Annotated in this window: 11 protein-coding genes; 5 read left to right on the plus strand and 6 right to left on the minus strand. The window is 57.8% G+C overall.

Annotated elements, in window-relative coordinates:
- Nucleotides 1–93: 93 nt before the first annotated feature.
- The 3 genes from HY962_04240 to HY962_04250 all read right to left on the minus strand — a co-directional run bounded on the left by HY962_04240 (nucleotide 94) and on the right by HY962_04250 (nucleotide 4,955).
- Nucleotides 94–2,475 carry a T9SS type A sorting domain-containing protein gene (locus HY962_04240; protein MBI5646119.1) on the minus strand — a complete coding sequence of 794 codons (2,382 nt, stop codon included), beginning with the start codon at nucleotides 2,473–2,475 and terminating at the stop codon, nucleotides 94–96.
- 90 nt (nucleotides 2,476–2,565) lie between these two features.
- Complete coding sequence (locus HY962_04245) at nucleotides 2,566–2,898, minus strand: hypothetical protein (GenBank protein MBI5646120.1); 333 nt, start codon at nucleotides 2,896–2,898, stop codon at nucleotides 2,566–2,568.
- Between the two features lie 173 nt (nucleotides 2,899–3,071).
- Nucleotides 3,072–4,955, minus strand: a complete 1,884-nt coding sequence (locus tag HY962_04250) for a 5'-nucleotidase C-terminal domain-containing protein (GenBank protein ID MBI5646121.1) — start codon at nucleotides 4,953–4,955, stop codon at nucleotides 3,072–3,074.
- Nucleotides 4,956–5,067: 112 nt separating this feature from the next.
- On the opposite strand from HY962_04250, the gene HY962_04255 reads away from it, so the two are divergent.
- The 4 genes from HY962_04255 (at nucleotide 5,068) to HY962_04270 (ending at nucleotide 8,716) form a co-directional block, all read left to right on the plus strand.
- Nucleotides 5,068–5,724 (plus strand): ATP-binding cassette domain-containing protein, encoded by a 657-nt coding sequence (locus tag HY962_04255; protein MBI5646122.1) that lies wholly within the window; start codon nucleotides 5,068–5,070, stop codon nucleotides 5,722–5,724.
- Nucleotides 5,721–6,500, plus strand: coding sequence for an iron export ABC transporter permease subunit FetB (fetB, locus tag HY962_04260; protein MBI5646123.1), 780 nt, complete (start codon nucleotides 5,721–5,723; stop codon nucleotides 6,498–6,500). The genes HY962_04255 and fetB overlap by 4 nt, the downstream gene beginning before the upstream one ends.
- 183 nt (nucleotides 6,501–6,683) lie before the next feature.
- Complete coding sequence (locus HY962_04265; GenBank protein MBI5646124.1) at nucleotides 6,684–6,875, plus strand: 2-hydroxymuconate tautomerase family protein; 192 nt, start codon at nucleotides 6,684–6,686, stop codon at nucleotides 6,873–6,875.
- A 176-nt stretch (nucleotides 6,876–7,051) separates the two neighbouring features.
- On the plus strand, nucleotides 7,052–8,716 hold the full coding sequence (locus HY962_04270) for a VWA domain-containing protein (GenBank protein ID MBI5646125.1): 1,665 nt from the start codon (nucleotides 7,052–7,054) through the stop codon (nucleotides 8,714–8,716).
- Between the two features lie 147 nt (nucleotides 8,717–8,863).
- On the opposite strand, the gene HY962_04275 is transcribed toward HY962_04270, so the two are convergent.
- The 3 genes from HY962_04275 to HY962_04285 form a co-directional block, all read right to left on the minus strand.
- Nucleotides 8,864–9,448 (minus strand): hypothetical protein, encoded by a 585-nt coding sequence (locus tag HY962_04275; protein MBI5646126.1) that lies wholly within the window; start codon nucleotides 9,446–9,448, stop codon nucleotides 8,864–8,866.
- 53 nt (nucleotides 9,449–9,501) lie between these two features.
- Entirely contained in the window at nucleotides 9,502–11,907 is a 2,406-nt protein-coding gene (locus tag HY962_04280) for a TonB-dependent receptor (GenBank protein ID MBI5646127.1), read from the minus strand.
- 194 nt (nucleotides 11,908–12,101) lie between these two features.
- On the minus strand, nucleotides 12,102–12,431 hold the full coding sequence (locus tag HY962_04285) for a hypothetical protein (protein ID MBI5646128.1): 330 nt from the start codon (nucleotides 12,429–12,431) through the stop codon (nucleotides 12,102–12,104).
- A gap of 111 nt (nucleotides 12,432–12,542) precedes the next feature.
- Between HY962_04285 and HY962_04290 the strand changes: the two genes are divergently transcribed.
- On the plus strand, nucleotides 12,543–13,778 hold the full coding sequence (locus HY962_04290; GenBank protein ID MBI5646129.1) for an ABC transporter permease: 1,236 nt from the start codon (nucleotides 12,543–12,545) through the stop codon (nucleotides 13,776–13,778).
- Nucleotides 13,779–13,923 lie beyond the last annotated feature (145 nt).

The following is a 13,923-nucleotide window of genomic DNA, read 5'->3' on the forward strand; positions in this document are numbered from 1 at the left end:
TATCCGCCTTGAGCAGTGCTGACGTTGCAATGGGCCTTCCGCCCGAATGCAGCACGCGTTGAACAGAGATGTACTCCGGCTGCTGCGTGTATGTTACCGGACAATCAGCACGGGTTTGGTCAGATACCCCGCGCGTGTTTCGACCACCAGATGGTACACCCCCGCAGGAACACCGTTGGTATTTACAACGCCATTCGATGTGGCGGCATACTGCACAACACGGCCCAAGGCGTCAACAAGTTGTGAGGATAGTATCGCTGCGGGCGCACGCACAGTGAAATGCAGTTGTGTTGTCGCAGGCTGAGGATAGATGTCCAGATCTGGCTGCGTGGTGGTCTCGACAGTTTCTGTGGAGACGGGCCCTCCTTCAACACGCCATACATGCAGAAGGACGCGTCCGTCCAGCTCCGGTGCCATCTCCACCGCATAGAACAATCGGTTTGTAATGTCGTAGGCGGCATCACGAAGCACGGAGAAACGTCGGGGAAATATGCTCGCAGGCGGACGCAAGGCGGCATACGGCTGTGGTACATGCGGCTGCATAACGCCAGCGGCAACACGGGCAAGATCTGTTGGATCGTAGAAGACGAGCATGGGGATGCGGCTGTGTCCGCGCCACCCCTTGCCGTCTGGATCCGTATCCGCAAACGCAGGATAAGGTAGGTCGGCTGTTACCCAGTCGTGATGCATACTCTCACCGGTGTATCCGTACCAGTTGTCCCCTCTGCCCTTGTTGCCGAATAACACTACTGCGCTGCGGCTCCCTGCCGCAACCCAGGCAGCGCCGCGGAACCAGTCGGCATGATGGTAATTCGCAAAGGAGTTCGGATAAAAATGCGGAGCGCTCTGCTCAACTGGTCCGTACTGCACGAGAGCAACGGCCGACAGTTCCGCATTCGGCGCGGGCGGCGATGCCGGATCCGGTGCACGGAAGGCATGGAGTGTGGGACCAAGTCCACTCAGCCCCCCCTCCCGGTTTCTTCCGGTCACAAGGCGTCTGCCGCCGGTATGTGCATTTGCCCAATTCTCGGGGAGCGCAAACAAATAATCATTCAACGCGGCGTCGAGTGGTGTCGTCGACGTGTTGACGTACCAGGCGCCATGGCGGGCAGCACCAGCGAGCGGTGTGGCGCGCGTAACAGAGATGGACGCCGTCTTTTCGGCAGTCACCTGGTAATAATAACTCCAGGCGCTGTAGAGTGCCCCGCCTCCGGCTGAGGGCAGCCACGCAAGTCCCACATTCCACACATCAACAAAAGGCCAGGCGATGACACTCGGCGGCCTGATGTTCACAAAATCCTGCAGCAGTGTTGCCTCGTTCAATGCGTCCACGGTAGCGGCAATTTTCGGAGCCGGAAGTCCTATTTCTCCCACAAACCCGTCGTCGGGTCCACTGTTGTTTACCGTGAACAGCGAGCCGGGAAAGCCGTCTCCTGAACCCGCGCCTGTTTGTCCGCCATCACCGTCGGGATTGTACGCCACGGCCTCGCCCCCGTAATTGACCGGGTCAGGCAAACGGATGGCGCCGAGATATGTAAACGCATTGGGTTGCAGCAAGTCGGGACGAGAAGACGGGAACGCCGATGTTGTCACGTCAGTGGCTGTGCTCTGTGCACTTTCATTGCCGGTGTGGTCGAGCGCGGCAACCGTGCAGGTATACCGGGTCGACGGGCTGAGATGATGGATGGTGTCGTTCGTGGTGGAACTGTACCGCTCGATCTCGCCATTCAATCGTATGAGATATCCGACCGTCCCGGTGTTGTCATTTGACGCGTTCCATCGAAGTACAACGGTGCTCGAATTGAGTGCCGATCCCTGCAGTCCGGTCGGCATCGATGGCGCCTGTGTGTCCGCATCATTCATGAGTTCGATCTTGTCACACACGAGCGCGGGCTTTCGTGAGTTGTCGCCCCATTCGATTGCGAGGTTGATGTTTACCAGTGACGCGGCGCCGTCCGTTTTGTGTACTCCTGCTGTCTCGATATTAAACGCAGTCCGGCATGACGAACGTGGAGCGACCCGTGTGTACGTGTTCCGATAGTCGTCGTATTGCCGCATCGTGAACCACGAACCCGTCGAGGTCCCGCCCTCCGGCACATCGGAATCAGTGAAGCTTATACGTGCCGTGAATATGATGTCCTCATCCGAATTGTTGAACCACGTCACGACCACGCGTTCACCCCGGGAGAATGTACGTGCAGATCCGCGCACGCCGCGGCTGTCCGTCAGTTCATCAACATCCGTTGCGACGACAACGCCGCCAGGACCGGCGGCAGTGTACGTGAGGTTACCGCTTGTGAGAACGGTGTTCCATCCTGCAAGACCGAATGTGTTCGATGGTGCGCTTGCGCCGAAATCCACCAACAATGTTGTCTGCGTGTACGCCGCCGGAATTGTTCCGACAAAAAGAAAGACAAGGCAATAGAAACGTGCCGTCGAAAAACGACGTGCAGCGGATACATGATGCTGCGGCATGATGCCCCCCGGTGAGCAGGTGCGAATACGAGTGGTTACACCGCGAAACCTACATGCCACCCTTGAGAATGTCAATCAGCCGTGTCGCTGTTACCTCGCGCTGTCCGCGGACACTGCAGGGGCTGTACGCGCGAGACGCGCGCGCAGCGAATCGACAACCGCAGCGGCCTTGTTCGCTAACTCGGGATTATCCGCCGCGATGAGTTCGGCACGCGTGATGCGTTTCTCTGCGAGGATGCGTGCGAATTGCCTGCGATAATCCGCTTTCTCTTTCAGGTAATATTCCAGTTCTTCGTCCGGCGAATTCCAGGTTTGCACGACGTCGGGCCTGTACGTGCTGCGCGGTTTGAGTACGGAATATCCGAAGAGCACCATGGATGCCAGTCCGGCTACAAGAATCAGAAGTTTTGCGACGCGGGTCATGGGTGGCTGCACACTGTGTCAAAAGGTCGTATGCATAATAACGAAGACGCCCGAAACTTCGAATTGACGTTAATGCGGCCTGCGATCATGCCGGCTCCCCGTCCTCTCTTGGAGAGCGGGGAGCCGGCTGTCGGGTGTCACTGAAACAGGTGTGTGGAAATGTGTCGCGCGGATTACCGCGCGAGCACCATGCGGCGACTCGAGGTCCGTCCCTCTGCGCTGAGCACGGCCGTGTACACGCCTGAAGGCAGACCGTTGGCGGAGAATGTGCACTGATGCTGTCCAGCTTCGAAAAATCCATTCGCGACGAGTGCCACTTCACGACCCGCTGCGTCATACACGCGCAGCGTCGCCTCGGCTGCTGTCTCGAGTGCAAACGAAATCACTGTCTGCGACGGGAAGGGATTCGGTGTGTTCTGCTGAATGCTGAGAGACGCCGGCGCTGCAGTGATATTTCCGGCGGGCGCCTTGGCGTGTGTTGCACGAATCACGCGGCCGCCGCCGCCCGGAGTTACAACGCCCATCCGGCTGATGTATGCAGCAACCACCTGGAATTCCGTCAGGTTGTTGACGATCTGCACGTCGCTGAACGGTATGCCAAGTGCTGTCAGGAACATCGGAACAAATTCGCTCGCCGCCACCGTGTACATGCGGTCGGGCTCAAGATCACGGTTCCCGATACGCACGCGTGTTATGCGGCTCATGGCCGGCTTGCCAAGATCGAACCAGTACTTCATTCCCGAAACCTGGATGAGGTACTCATCATCGAGTTCGGCCTGCGATACGCCGAATTCGAGACCCGCCATCAGTGCGGCACCGCTCATCTTGAACGTCGCCATGCGGTACCCTAGACCGTTGTCGGTGTTGAATCCGTACCCGACCATGCGGAACACGTCGGCGGCAACGATCGGCCCTTTCTGCAAGGGCTGCGCGATCGATCCACCCGCGCAAATCGCGATGTCGGTGTTCATGCTCTGGCGGAATGCGTCCGTGATGAGATTTCCAGCCGGAGTATCGTGTGCACCGGGACGGCTCGCGGGATAGGCGACTTCGTCGATGGTGTTCGATGCGGTTGCGATCTGCTGTGTAAACACCGGCCCGTAGATCTGCTCAACGCCGTTGATCAGTCCGGCAACGGCGGCCTTGACGGCGGGTGCTTCGGGAATCGCGGTGGTGATGGGTACAAGCCGGTAATCGGTCAATGTTGCGCCGGCGGAAGTAACGGTAAATTCAAGACGGCCTATCGACTCGTAAAAGGCACCCGACTGAACAACGGGTGTCGCAGAACCGAGGGCGTCGGTAATAATGTCAGGAGCGCTGGTAGGCGTGTGGCTGTGGCCTCCAAGTACTGCATCGAGAGCAGGAACGGCATAGGCGAGTTGGCGGTCGGCGTCGAGTCCGAGATGCGAGAGAAGAATTACCATATCACAGCCGTCCGCTTTGAGCGCTGCGGCAGTATTCTGCGCAATCCCCAGCACATCCGGTGAAATCACCGCGGGCGACGGATTTGAAAGGATGTTTGTGGCCGGGGTTGTCAGTCCGAACACGCCCACTTTAACGGTCCCGAATACGCGGGTCATCGAGGGGAACACATAGCCGGCAAGCGGCTGCACGCTCGGATCGGGCAGCACAAGATTTGCACTCAAAAGAGGAAAGCCGCCGTTCTGGAAGGCCACGGGAAGCACGCCCAGCAAGGTCGTCGGTCCCAGATCACATTCGTGATTACCGAGTGTCATGGCATCAACGCCGATTGCCTTCAGCAATGCAAGTTCACCAGCGCCGTACGTCGTGTTGAAGGTCATGTCGCCGATGAAGGAATCGCCCGCGTGGAGCGTTAACACATAGTCCTCGCTCTGTTTTACAGAACCGATGAGTGTCGCCGCACGTGCGATACCACCGAGGGTACCTTCCAGCGATGTTGTGCGCGGACCTCCCGGGGCCAGATTCGAATGGGTGTCGTTGAGATGAAGAATGGTGATGGTCGTCTGCGCCATCGTCGCTGCTGCAAGCGTGAACAGCAGGGCGAGTGTTGCGAGAAAACGGTCCGTTCGTGTCATGATGTCCTCCGATATGATTGCGGGTGGGATGGGTGAATTTGAACGGCCGCAATCTGCGAAGCGGCAGCACGCCGCTTGTCACACTTTTGTCAAATGCGTGCGATATTGCATCATGCTCTCCGCGCGCAAGCTCACGTTCGACTATCCCGGTACACCGGTATTGCAGGGTGTGTCGTTGGACCTCGCCCGAGGCGATTTTGTGGTGCTGCGCGGAGAGTCGGGCTGTGGAAAATCGACTCTGCTGCGCCTTCTCTGCCGCCTCGAAGCACCCTCTTCCGGATCGCTGACGCTCGACGGCGTGCTGTTCGATGAGTATCCCGCGACGCAATTACGCAGGCGTATCGCGTATCTGCAGCAGGTCCCTGTCATGCTCGAAGGAAACGTGCGTGAAACGATGCTGCTGTCGCGACGTTATGCTCCGCCGGGCGACACCGAGGAATCGGATGTGGTGTTGCGCGGCATGCTCGGCCGCGCGCGGCTCGGTGATGTGCCGCTCGACAAGCCCGCGCGCGATCTGTCCGTCGGCCAGCAACAACGCCTCGCCCTGCTGCGCCTCCTGCTCATGCGACCGGACTACCTTCTGCTCGACGAACCTACCGCGGCGCTTGATGCTGAATCGGCGTCCATCATCCTCGATGAAATCGTGGAGGTTCATGGCTCGCAGCAACTCGCCGTGCTTCTCGTGACCCATGCCCCCTTTGCCGGGGCACCCGCACATGCCCGCTGGGCACACATGGAAAAGGGCATGATCCGCGAGGGGTCCACATGACCGGTCCGCTCGATATAACACCGCTGGGACTCTCCGTCACTCTGATTTTTGTCCTTCTTGCGGGAGCCGCGTCCACGGCCTTGCACCTCGGCCTCGGGAAGGATCTTCTTATTGGTACTGTGCGCACCGTCGCGCAACTCTACCTCATGGCTTTTGTGCTCCGCACCGTGTTCGCTCTGCGTGATTGGTATCTTGTTCTGGGCGTGTTCACAGTCATGATTCTGTTTGCGGCGCAGGTTGTGAAAGGACGCGTGAAGGAAAAACAATTACGCTTGTTCTGGCCGACCTTCCTCTCGATGCTGTTGAGCTATATGACTGTTTCGGCGGTCGTGGTAGGTGTGGTTGTGCAGGCGAAGCCGTGGTACGATCCGATGTATTTCATCCCCATCGGTGGCATGGTGATCGGCAATTCGGTTTCTGCCATCGCTGTCGCCACGGAGCGGCTGTTGACGGATCTGCGGCGACGCCGCGCCGAAGTGGAGCTTCTCTTGTGTCTCGGGGCCGATGCGTCCCAGGCCTCGGCCGACATTTTTCGTGGCGCCGTCCGTTCAGGCATGATTCCAAGCATCACCTCGATGATGGGTGTTGGAATTGTGTGGATCCCGGGGATGATGACCGGACAACTTCTTGCGGGCTCCGATCCGCTTGTTGCCGTCGAGTACCAGATCGTCGTGATGCTGATGCTTGTCGGTTCCACGGCGATTGGCAGCGTGCTTTCCTTATGGTTATTGCGCGGACGTTGCTTCGAGCGTGATGGACGGTTGAAACTGCGCTGACCTTTTCCCGATCTGGAGCAGGAATCTGTTTCGCCCATTCCCGATGCCATGTGGTCAGACGGTTCGTATTCCGGAGACCGGCCCGACAGCAATAAGATCATCACAGGATGTGCCACTCGCGGCTTCCCGCTTCGAATGCGTTTTCCGTATGTTGGTCATCATAACGTGAACGGAGTACCGATTATGCCCATCATCATTGCTCACATCCTCGAAGGTCGACCGAAGGAATTAAAGACGGCATTGATCAGAAATTTGACCGACGCAGTGGTGAAGACGCTGAATGCCGACCCCGAACAGGTGCGTGTTATCATCAGCGAAATGCCCAAAGACCAATACGGAATAGGTGGAAAATCGGCGGAAGAGCTGGGCCGGTAACCCCGTTCTCATCGGATAGGGCGCAACATTCCGGGGCAACGTGTTGTCATTCTCCGGCGGGGGCTTGATTTCCCCCGCTATTTCATTGAAATTACAGAACGAATACCCCGCACATGATGTTGAAGAACCCGGCGGACATGCGGTCCGCGCTTTTCGGATTTGAGATTGGAGCGACGATGAGATCGGCGAAAATGCTGTTTACCCTTGCACTGCTTCTGATGTTCGGACACGGTCTCAGCGCACAGTCACGAGGAGATTATTGGCGTGCGTCGAAGGATGGCGTGGGGCTCTCCCTCTCACTCTATGAGCTCGATACCACCGCCTATCCTGATATCACGATGCGTGTGAAGCTCTTTAACGGCACGCGCGCTATACGCGATACTGCATTCACCCGTGTCGATGTCACTGAAAACGACATCCCGCAGAACGCCAGCATCGTCTGCTCCCTGCAGCCCTTTTCCGTCGCCCTGGTTCTCGATAGAAGTTTGTCGATGGCCTTCTACCCGAATACGGACGTCGTGGATCCAGACAGCGGCCGGTGGAACGGAGCAAAAAGCGCGCTTCATATTTTCATCGATCAGCTCCTCTCCATCGACCAGTGTGCTCTCGTTTCCTTTTGTGGCATCGTCAGAACGGAACAAGGACTGACAAACGATAAGAAACTCCTCCACGACAAACTCGAAGGCATTAAACTCGATAAATCCACAGCCATCTGGCTTGGCGTTGACACGGCCATCAATCGCCTTCGGAATTTGAGCGGGAAACGCGCCATCATCCTTCTTACCGACGGTGAGGACAATGCGAGCCGGAACACGACCATGACTGTTGTCGCAAACAAAGCGGCGGGTCTCGGCATCCCTGTGTACACGGTTGGTCTTGGCGAAGAAGTGAGCCAGGATTTGCTCGGTGAACTCGCCACCCGCACCGGCGGAAAATTCTTCCTCTCGAGCACGGGCGCGGATCTGGCGAATGTGTATCAGGAAATTTCGTCGGAACTTGTGGACGGATGTGTGCTCACCTATCGAAGTACCAACGTCTGTCCCGACGGTACCCGCCGCGCTGTGCGTGTCACAGGACATTACAACGGCGAGCAGGCGCTTGCCGACACGGCCTACACCGCACCCTATCGTGTACCGCAGGTGCGCTTCTCGTTCTCAAACACAATGGTCGCCAACTCGAACGGCTCGTTGGTCGTTCCTATTATTACCACCGATAGTGTGTCGTCGAACGAAGTGCTTTCGATCGCGGGTTCCTTTTCGTATCCGGCGGATGTTTTGCAATTCGATAGTGTATTGACGGAGAATTATGCTCTCCAAGGGATCCCCGTGCGCGCCACCGCTGCAAACGGCGTCCTCGCATTTTCGGCGGATGCGCCCCAGGGTCCCACGGTCCGGACCTCGGAGCTGTTCGCACTGGTGTTCCGCGTTCCATCGACACAATCTTCCATCCTCTCTCGCCTGCGTTGGAACACGATGTCGTTCAAGCGTCTCTGTGCACTCCAATCAATCACCGAGGATGCATCGTTCGCGATTGAGGGCGATTGTGAAAAACTCCTAGTCCGCAATCCCGATCGTTTGCTCGGGAAGAGCTACCCGAATCCGCTCGAGACCACCGGCTTCGTCCCCGTGTACATACCGGAAACCGCTGCTGCGGGAGCAGATGTCTCGCTGCGTGTCCTCGATCCGCTCGGCAACATTGTCGCGACGTTGCATCATGGTCTGCTCTCCACGGGCGACCACACGTTCACATGGGACGCCGCGTCGCTGCCTTCCGGACGATACGCGATCGAATTGATCATCGGCGACAAACGCGAACAGCATCAGGTGCTCGTCATCCGCTGATACAATTCAGAGTTCCGTTATACGAAACGGCCGTCCCGCACACACGGGACGGCCGTTCCTATAATTGTTCTGCTTCCGATGAGGGCGGGAATACCCAGCCTCCGCCGAATGGTGTGCTCGTCTACTTCCGTTGGAGAGACCGTCCGGTTAACGGATCTGCACCGGGATGTTGCTGTTGATATCGGTATCGTACACCGTGTCGTTCTTATTGCCGCTGTCGTAATGTCGGAGCTGCACGTTGATGATACCCGTTGCGGATGGCCCGGCCGTTGTTTGCAGGAGGAACGTGAGGCCGACATCGAACCCCTTCGAGTCCTTGTCCTTGTCTGATATCAGAATCCGAGACGCGTCGAGGCCGCCTCCCGGTGCAAATAAAAAGATGTGTCCGTCCTTTTCTTGCACGATCTCGCTGGTCACATTTTCGGCCAGCGATTTTGATTCATCATACAGGGTGATGCTGCCGCGGTATTGTACACCGGCGTCGAGTTGTAGCAGCCCTTCCACGCGTGCTTTCCCTTTCACAACCGTGGTATCACGCACGGTTGCCGTTGTTTTTTGAGTCGTGGGATTCCCCGCTGCGTCGAGCGCAACAAGTTCGACCGTGATCGTTGTGGGAGGCGCATGTTCGTTGTCGACAGGAGGTGCCGTCGGATCGTCGCTGCATGAAGCGAAGACGAGAGAAGCGAGCGCAAGGGCCGCGATAGTCAGGTTGCGTATGTGAGAAGTGTACATGATATCTTCCGTGAATTTTTGATGGATGCGAAATACAAATGGTGCGGCGGCGATTATTCCCCGGTCTCGCCGGCACTGAGGCCGAAGGGAATCTGGAGACGCAGCACGATATCCCTGCCCGGTTCGTCGACGTAATACCGGAAGCGGCTGAGATAGTCGCGATACGGAGTGTTGAAGAGATTGCGGACGTGCAGGCTTGCGCTGAGCCGTGTGCCCGCGAATTCCACGTCCGCACCTGCGCCGAGTTCCACGATCACATACCCCGGGGGTGGTGTGAGAACCAGCGGTGTTTGGCCCGGTGAAGCGAGCAGCAACTGGTCGGCAGCGCGGTATTGTCGTGCGACGGCAAGCACCGTGGCTTCGAGATATGGTTCGTGCAACGGTCCAAGCGCGGGCAAGTGAAAGTGATTCGTCAGGCGTGCACGTGGGGCTGGCATCTGATGCAGTGGCGCGGATCCGGGTAGCACTGCCGCATAAATGTGCGAGACGCTCAATCCGATTCGATAGTATTCCGCCACGCGCTGTTCCAGGGACGCGTCCACCGCCTGGAGGAATATCCGGTTGTACTGCATGTATCGGAAGGTGGGGAAGAGGCCGCGCAGTGTGAGCGTGGGTTCGGCTTCGTGGACCAGCGAAATAAAATCGGCGAAGAGAGACTGGCTCGCATTCAGCTCGAACATTGTGCTCTCACCGCCATGACGCAATGTGAAATCGATAGAGGTGCTCCGCTCTCCCGCGAGTCGCCCGTCACCTATCTCGAACTGCGCGGTGCCATGATGGACGCCATTGCTGTACAGCTCATTCACGCTGGGCGGACGCCACGCAGCAGCCGCATTTACCGCAATCGACCAATCCGGGGCGAAGGCCCACCGCGCCCCGAGAGCCGCGGAATAGCCGGCGTATTTGTGTGTGGTGTCGGGCACGTTTTTCGGAGCGTAGGCGAAAACCTGTGTCGTGAGATAATCAACCCTGGCACCTGCCTCGAAAAACCAATCATCGACGGTTGCACTTTCCAGAACATGAACGCCTGCACCGTAACTCCTGAAATTCGGGATGAGGAAGGAAAGACTGTTGCCGATGTTTGTCTGCCGCAGCCCGTTGATTCCCATCGATCCCGAAAAAATGCTGCCGGGTTCGCGACGAAAGCGCAGGTCCACCGTCTGCGTCTCGAGAGTCAGATCGAAGGCCGGACGTGGATCGGCGGCGCTTGTATCGAACCAGCGACGATGCACATCGAATTCCTGCCGGTGATTTGTTTGAAATCCCGCCTGAAAGTCGATCACCCCGAATCCGCTCTTATGATACGATCCTGTGAGTGATGCAACATCGTGCCGGATATGTTGTTTTGGTGCGGCGATATCGTAGGTGAAGTTGTAGTCCGTCAATGGATGACCCGCGGTGATTGCGCGGAGCAGATCATCGTAGTTTCCGATGTGTGAGCCGCGATAGATCCCGAGTGTCGTTTCAAAGAGGCGGTACGCTGCCTCGAATCCGAGCGGACCCCGGTCATAGCGCACGGCGCCGGATGCCGTGCTTTCTTCGAAGCCGGAGTTGCCGATCACATACCCGGGCGCGTGTGCCGACCCGGCCTTGCGTGCTCCGCCCTGTGCGCGCCATGCGAGTCCGGGTACGGCCTCATGGCGGCCTTCCACCATGAGGGACACCGCACCCTGCATATTATTCGAAAATGCATTCAGGGCCAGTTTTCCACCGATACCGTCGGCGTTTGGGAATGGGCGCGGATCGAGACGCACAACGCCGCCGATGGCACCGGCCCCGTATTCAACCCCTGCCGCTCCTTTCACGACTTCGATGCGGTCTGCATCAAAGGGATCGATTTCCGGCGCATGTTCACCGCCCCACTGTTGACCCTCCTGGGCAATGCCGTCGTTGACGATTTTGATCCGCTGACTGTGCAAACCGCGGATCACCGGTTTTGAAATCGACGGTCCGGTTTGAAGAACGGTGACGCCGGGGATGTCCTCGAGTGTTTCGCCGAGTGTCTGTCCCCTGTGGCGGTCCAGCTCAGCAGGAGTCATGATCTCACGTGCCTGGGTGCCGGAGGATTCGCGGAAACGTGATATGCTTGCAGTCACATCCACTTCGGCCAACAGCACGGGGGCTGGCGCGAGTGCGAGCGTCAGTCGCATGCTTTCACGTACGAATACAACCTGGGTTTTTTCCAAATAGCCGATGTAGCGAACCTGTAGTGTGTATCTGCCTGGGGGAACATCGTCGAAGGCGAACCCGCCGTCAACGCGCGAGAATTGTCCTGTACCGCGCTCCTTCAGAAAAATGGAGGCGCCGACAAGCGGTTCGCCCGTGCTGCTGTCTATTACCGTCCCCGAAAGCACAATGCGTGATGCACCTGCCGGCCGTGACTGATTCCGGCGCGGATAGGCGGCTCCTGCTGTGCACAGCAGCAGGATCATCGCGAGCGACACGAATACATTTTTCATACTTCCTCGGCGGTAATGTAGGAATACACCCGGCACGTCCGGGATCCGGCTACATCGCTTCTTGAGCGGTCGTGCGGATACGTAATCAGCGGAGGAAAAACTCCGAGTCACACGATCACATGCGGAAGAGCGTCGAGTGGCGTCTTCCGTATTCTCGAGCGGCACACACGGGAGGCGTCCCTGCCTCCATCCGCTTATGCCGAGGGGGGGCCGCGGAGGAAAATCGAGTGGGCATCCGCGTGCAGTATCCGGTCCCGCACGGGTGTGCTGCTGCTGCCCACGGAGACAAACATCCGGCACGTGTGCGCGGACTCTATCCCGTCGGCCTGAGCATCACTGCGCAGAACACAGACCGAACACACCGACGACGCATGCGCCGCCTCCTGTCCCGAAGAGGGAAGAGCGCGGTATTCCGTCCTGTGCAACGCAGCCAGATGGAAATGCGGAATCGTCACTACAACCAGCAGAAGCTGAGTGACGAGCAGCAGCGTGGACAGGGCGTTATGGTGTTGGTGCAATTTCACGGTGGATGTAACTCACAGTATAAAACACAGTATCTTGCAAGAAAAGTTGCATGCGGGATTTTTCCCCGGAATTTTCTCCACTGTTTCATCCCCCGATTTTGGACAGAACACATGAAGACGATCGACTTCCGTGAAACTGTCGGTCTCGCGCTCGCCGCGCTGAAGGCCAACAAACTCCGCGCATTCCTGACCCTGCTCGGTGTTGTCATCGGCGTGTTTTCCTTCATCGGGGTGATGACCGCGATCAGCGTCCTGCAGGATACGATTGTGTCGAGCTTCGACATTCTCGGCTCGAATACATTGAATGTGCAGAAATATCCCGCGATGCAGCATGGTCCCGAAACACGTATGAAATACCGGAACCGCAAGGACATCACGGTGGAACAGGGCATGTACATACGCGACGCGTCGCGCCTCGCCGAACACGTGTGCGTCCAATCGTCCTACTGGCCGGTGCAGATAACATATAAGAACCGCAAAACCGAGCCGAACATCGGTCTCGACGGCACCACGCCCGAGATTATTTACACGGAGAATCGTGTCATCGCCGACGGGCGCATGTTCACCGAACAGGAACTGCAGTACGGAAAGAACGTTATTGTACTCGGCCCGAAAATCACCGAGCGCCTCTTCCCCCGCGAAGATCCGCTCGGGAAAACGGTGCGTGTCGACAACATCAGTTTTATGGTTGTTGGTGTGACCGAATCGAAAGGCGGCCTCTTCGGCAGTCAGATGGACAATTTTGCGGCTGTGCCGCTGACCACCTTCCTGGATCATTTCGGGAAAACCCGATGGGTGGGCATACAGGCCAAAGCCGCCAGTCCCGACACCTACGACGCGATGACCGACGAGGTTATCGGCCTGCTCCGCGCTATCCGGAAAGTGCCTGCCGGCGATGAGAATGATTTCGAGATTGTGTCCAACGAGACGCTCATCTCGGAGGTGAACAACATGACGCTGCAGATTCGCATCGGTTCAGGCGCGGTGTCGGCCATTGCCCTGCTCGCCGCGGGTATCGGCATCATGAATATCATGCTCGTTTCCGTCACCGAGCGCACGCGGGAAATCGGCGTGCGAAAAGCCGTCGGTGCGACACGCAACAGCATTCTGCGGCAGTTCCTCATCGAGGCGATCGTGATTTGCCAGCTCGGCGGCTTTATCGGCATCATCGTCGGTCTGGGCGGTGGGAATCTGGTTGCCTTTCTGCTGGAAATCCCTCCGGTCCTTCCGATCGGGTGGGCCCTGCTCGGCCTCTTCGTCACGACACTCATTGGTGTTATTTTTGGCGTGTATCCCGCCTGGAAGGCCGCGAACCTCGATCCTATCGAAGCACTGCGCTACGAATAGATAGAACGCAGAACACGGAATACAGCAGCATTCACGCACGCAATCCGTCTCACGTCACCTTCTGCTTTCTACTTTCTACTTTCCACCTTCTACTTTCCACTTTCCACTTTCCCCCGACCCCACGCATCCAACCCACAACAGGCTC

The sequence above is a fragment of the Ignavibacteriota bacterium genome (assembly GCA_016218045.1).
Classification (GTDB): domain Bacteria; phylum Bacteroidota; class Ignavibacteria; order SZUA-365; family SZUA-365; genus JACRFB01.

Excerpts from the sequence above, each read along its gene's own strand:
- HY962_04240 (MBI5646119.1), bottom strand. The coding sequence starts at position 2,475 with ATGCCGCAGCATCATGTATCCGCTGCACGTCGTTTTTCGACGGCACGT.
- HY962_04245 (MBI5646120.1), bottom strand. The coding sequence starts at position 2,898 with ATGACCCGCGTCGCAAAACTTCTGATTCTTGTAGCCGGACTGGCATCC.
- HY962_04250 (MBI5646121.1), bottom strand. The coding sequence starts at position 4,955 with ATGACACGAACGGACCGTTTTCTCGCAACACTCGCCCTGCTGTTCACG.
- HY962_04255 (MBI5646122.1), top strand. The coding sequence starts at position 5,068 with ATGCTCTCCGCGCGCAAGCTCACGTTCGACTATCCCGGTACACCGGTA.
- fetB (MBI5646123.1), top strand. The coding sequence starts at position 5,721 with ATGACCGGTCCGCTCGATATAACACCGCTGGGACTCTCCGTCACTCTG.
- HY962_04265 (MBI5646124.1), top strand. The coding sequence starts at position 6,684 with ATGCCCATCATCATTGCTCACATCCTCGAAGGTCGACCGAAGGAATTA.
- HY962_04270 (MBI5646125.1), top strand. The coding sequence starts at position 7,052 with ATGAGATCGGCGAAAATGCTGTTTACCCTTGCACTGCTTCTGATGTTC.
- HY962_04275 (MBI5646126.1), bottom strand. The coding sequence starts at position 9,448 with ATGTACACTTCTCACATACGCAACCTGACTATCGCGGCCCTTGCGCTC.
- HY962_04280 (MBI5646127.1), bottom strand. The coding sequence starts at position 11,907 with ATGAAAAATGTATTCGTGTCGCTCGCGATGATCCTGCTGCTGTGCACA.
- HY962_04290 (MBI5646129.1), top strand. The coding sequence starts at position 12,543 with ATGAAGACGATCGACTTCCGTGAAACTGTCGGTCTCGCGCTCGCCGCG.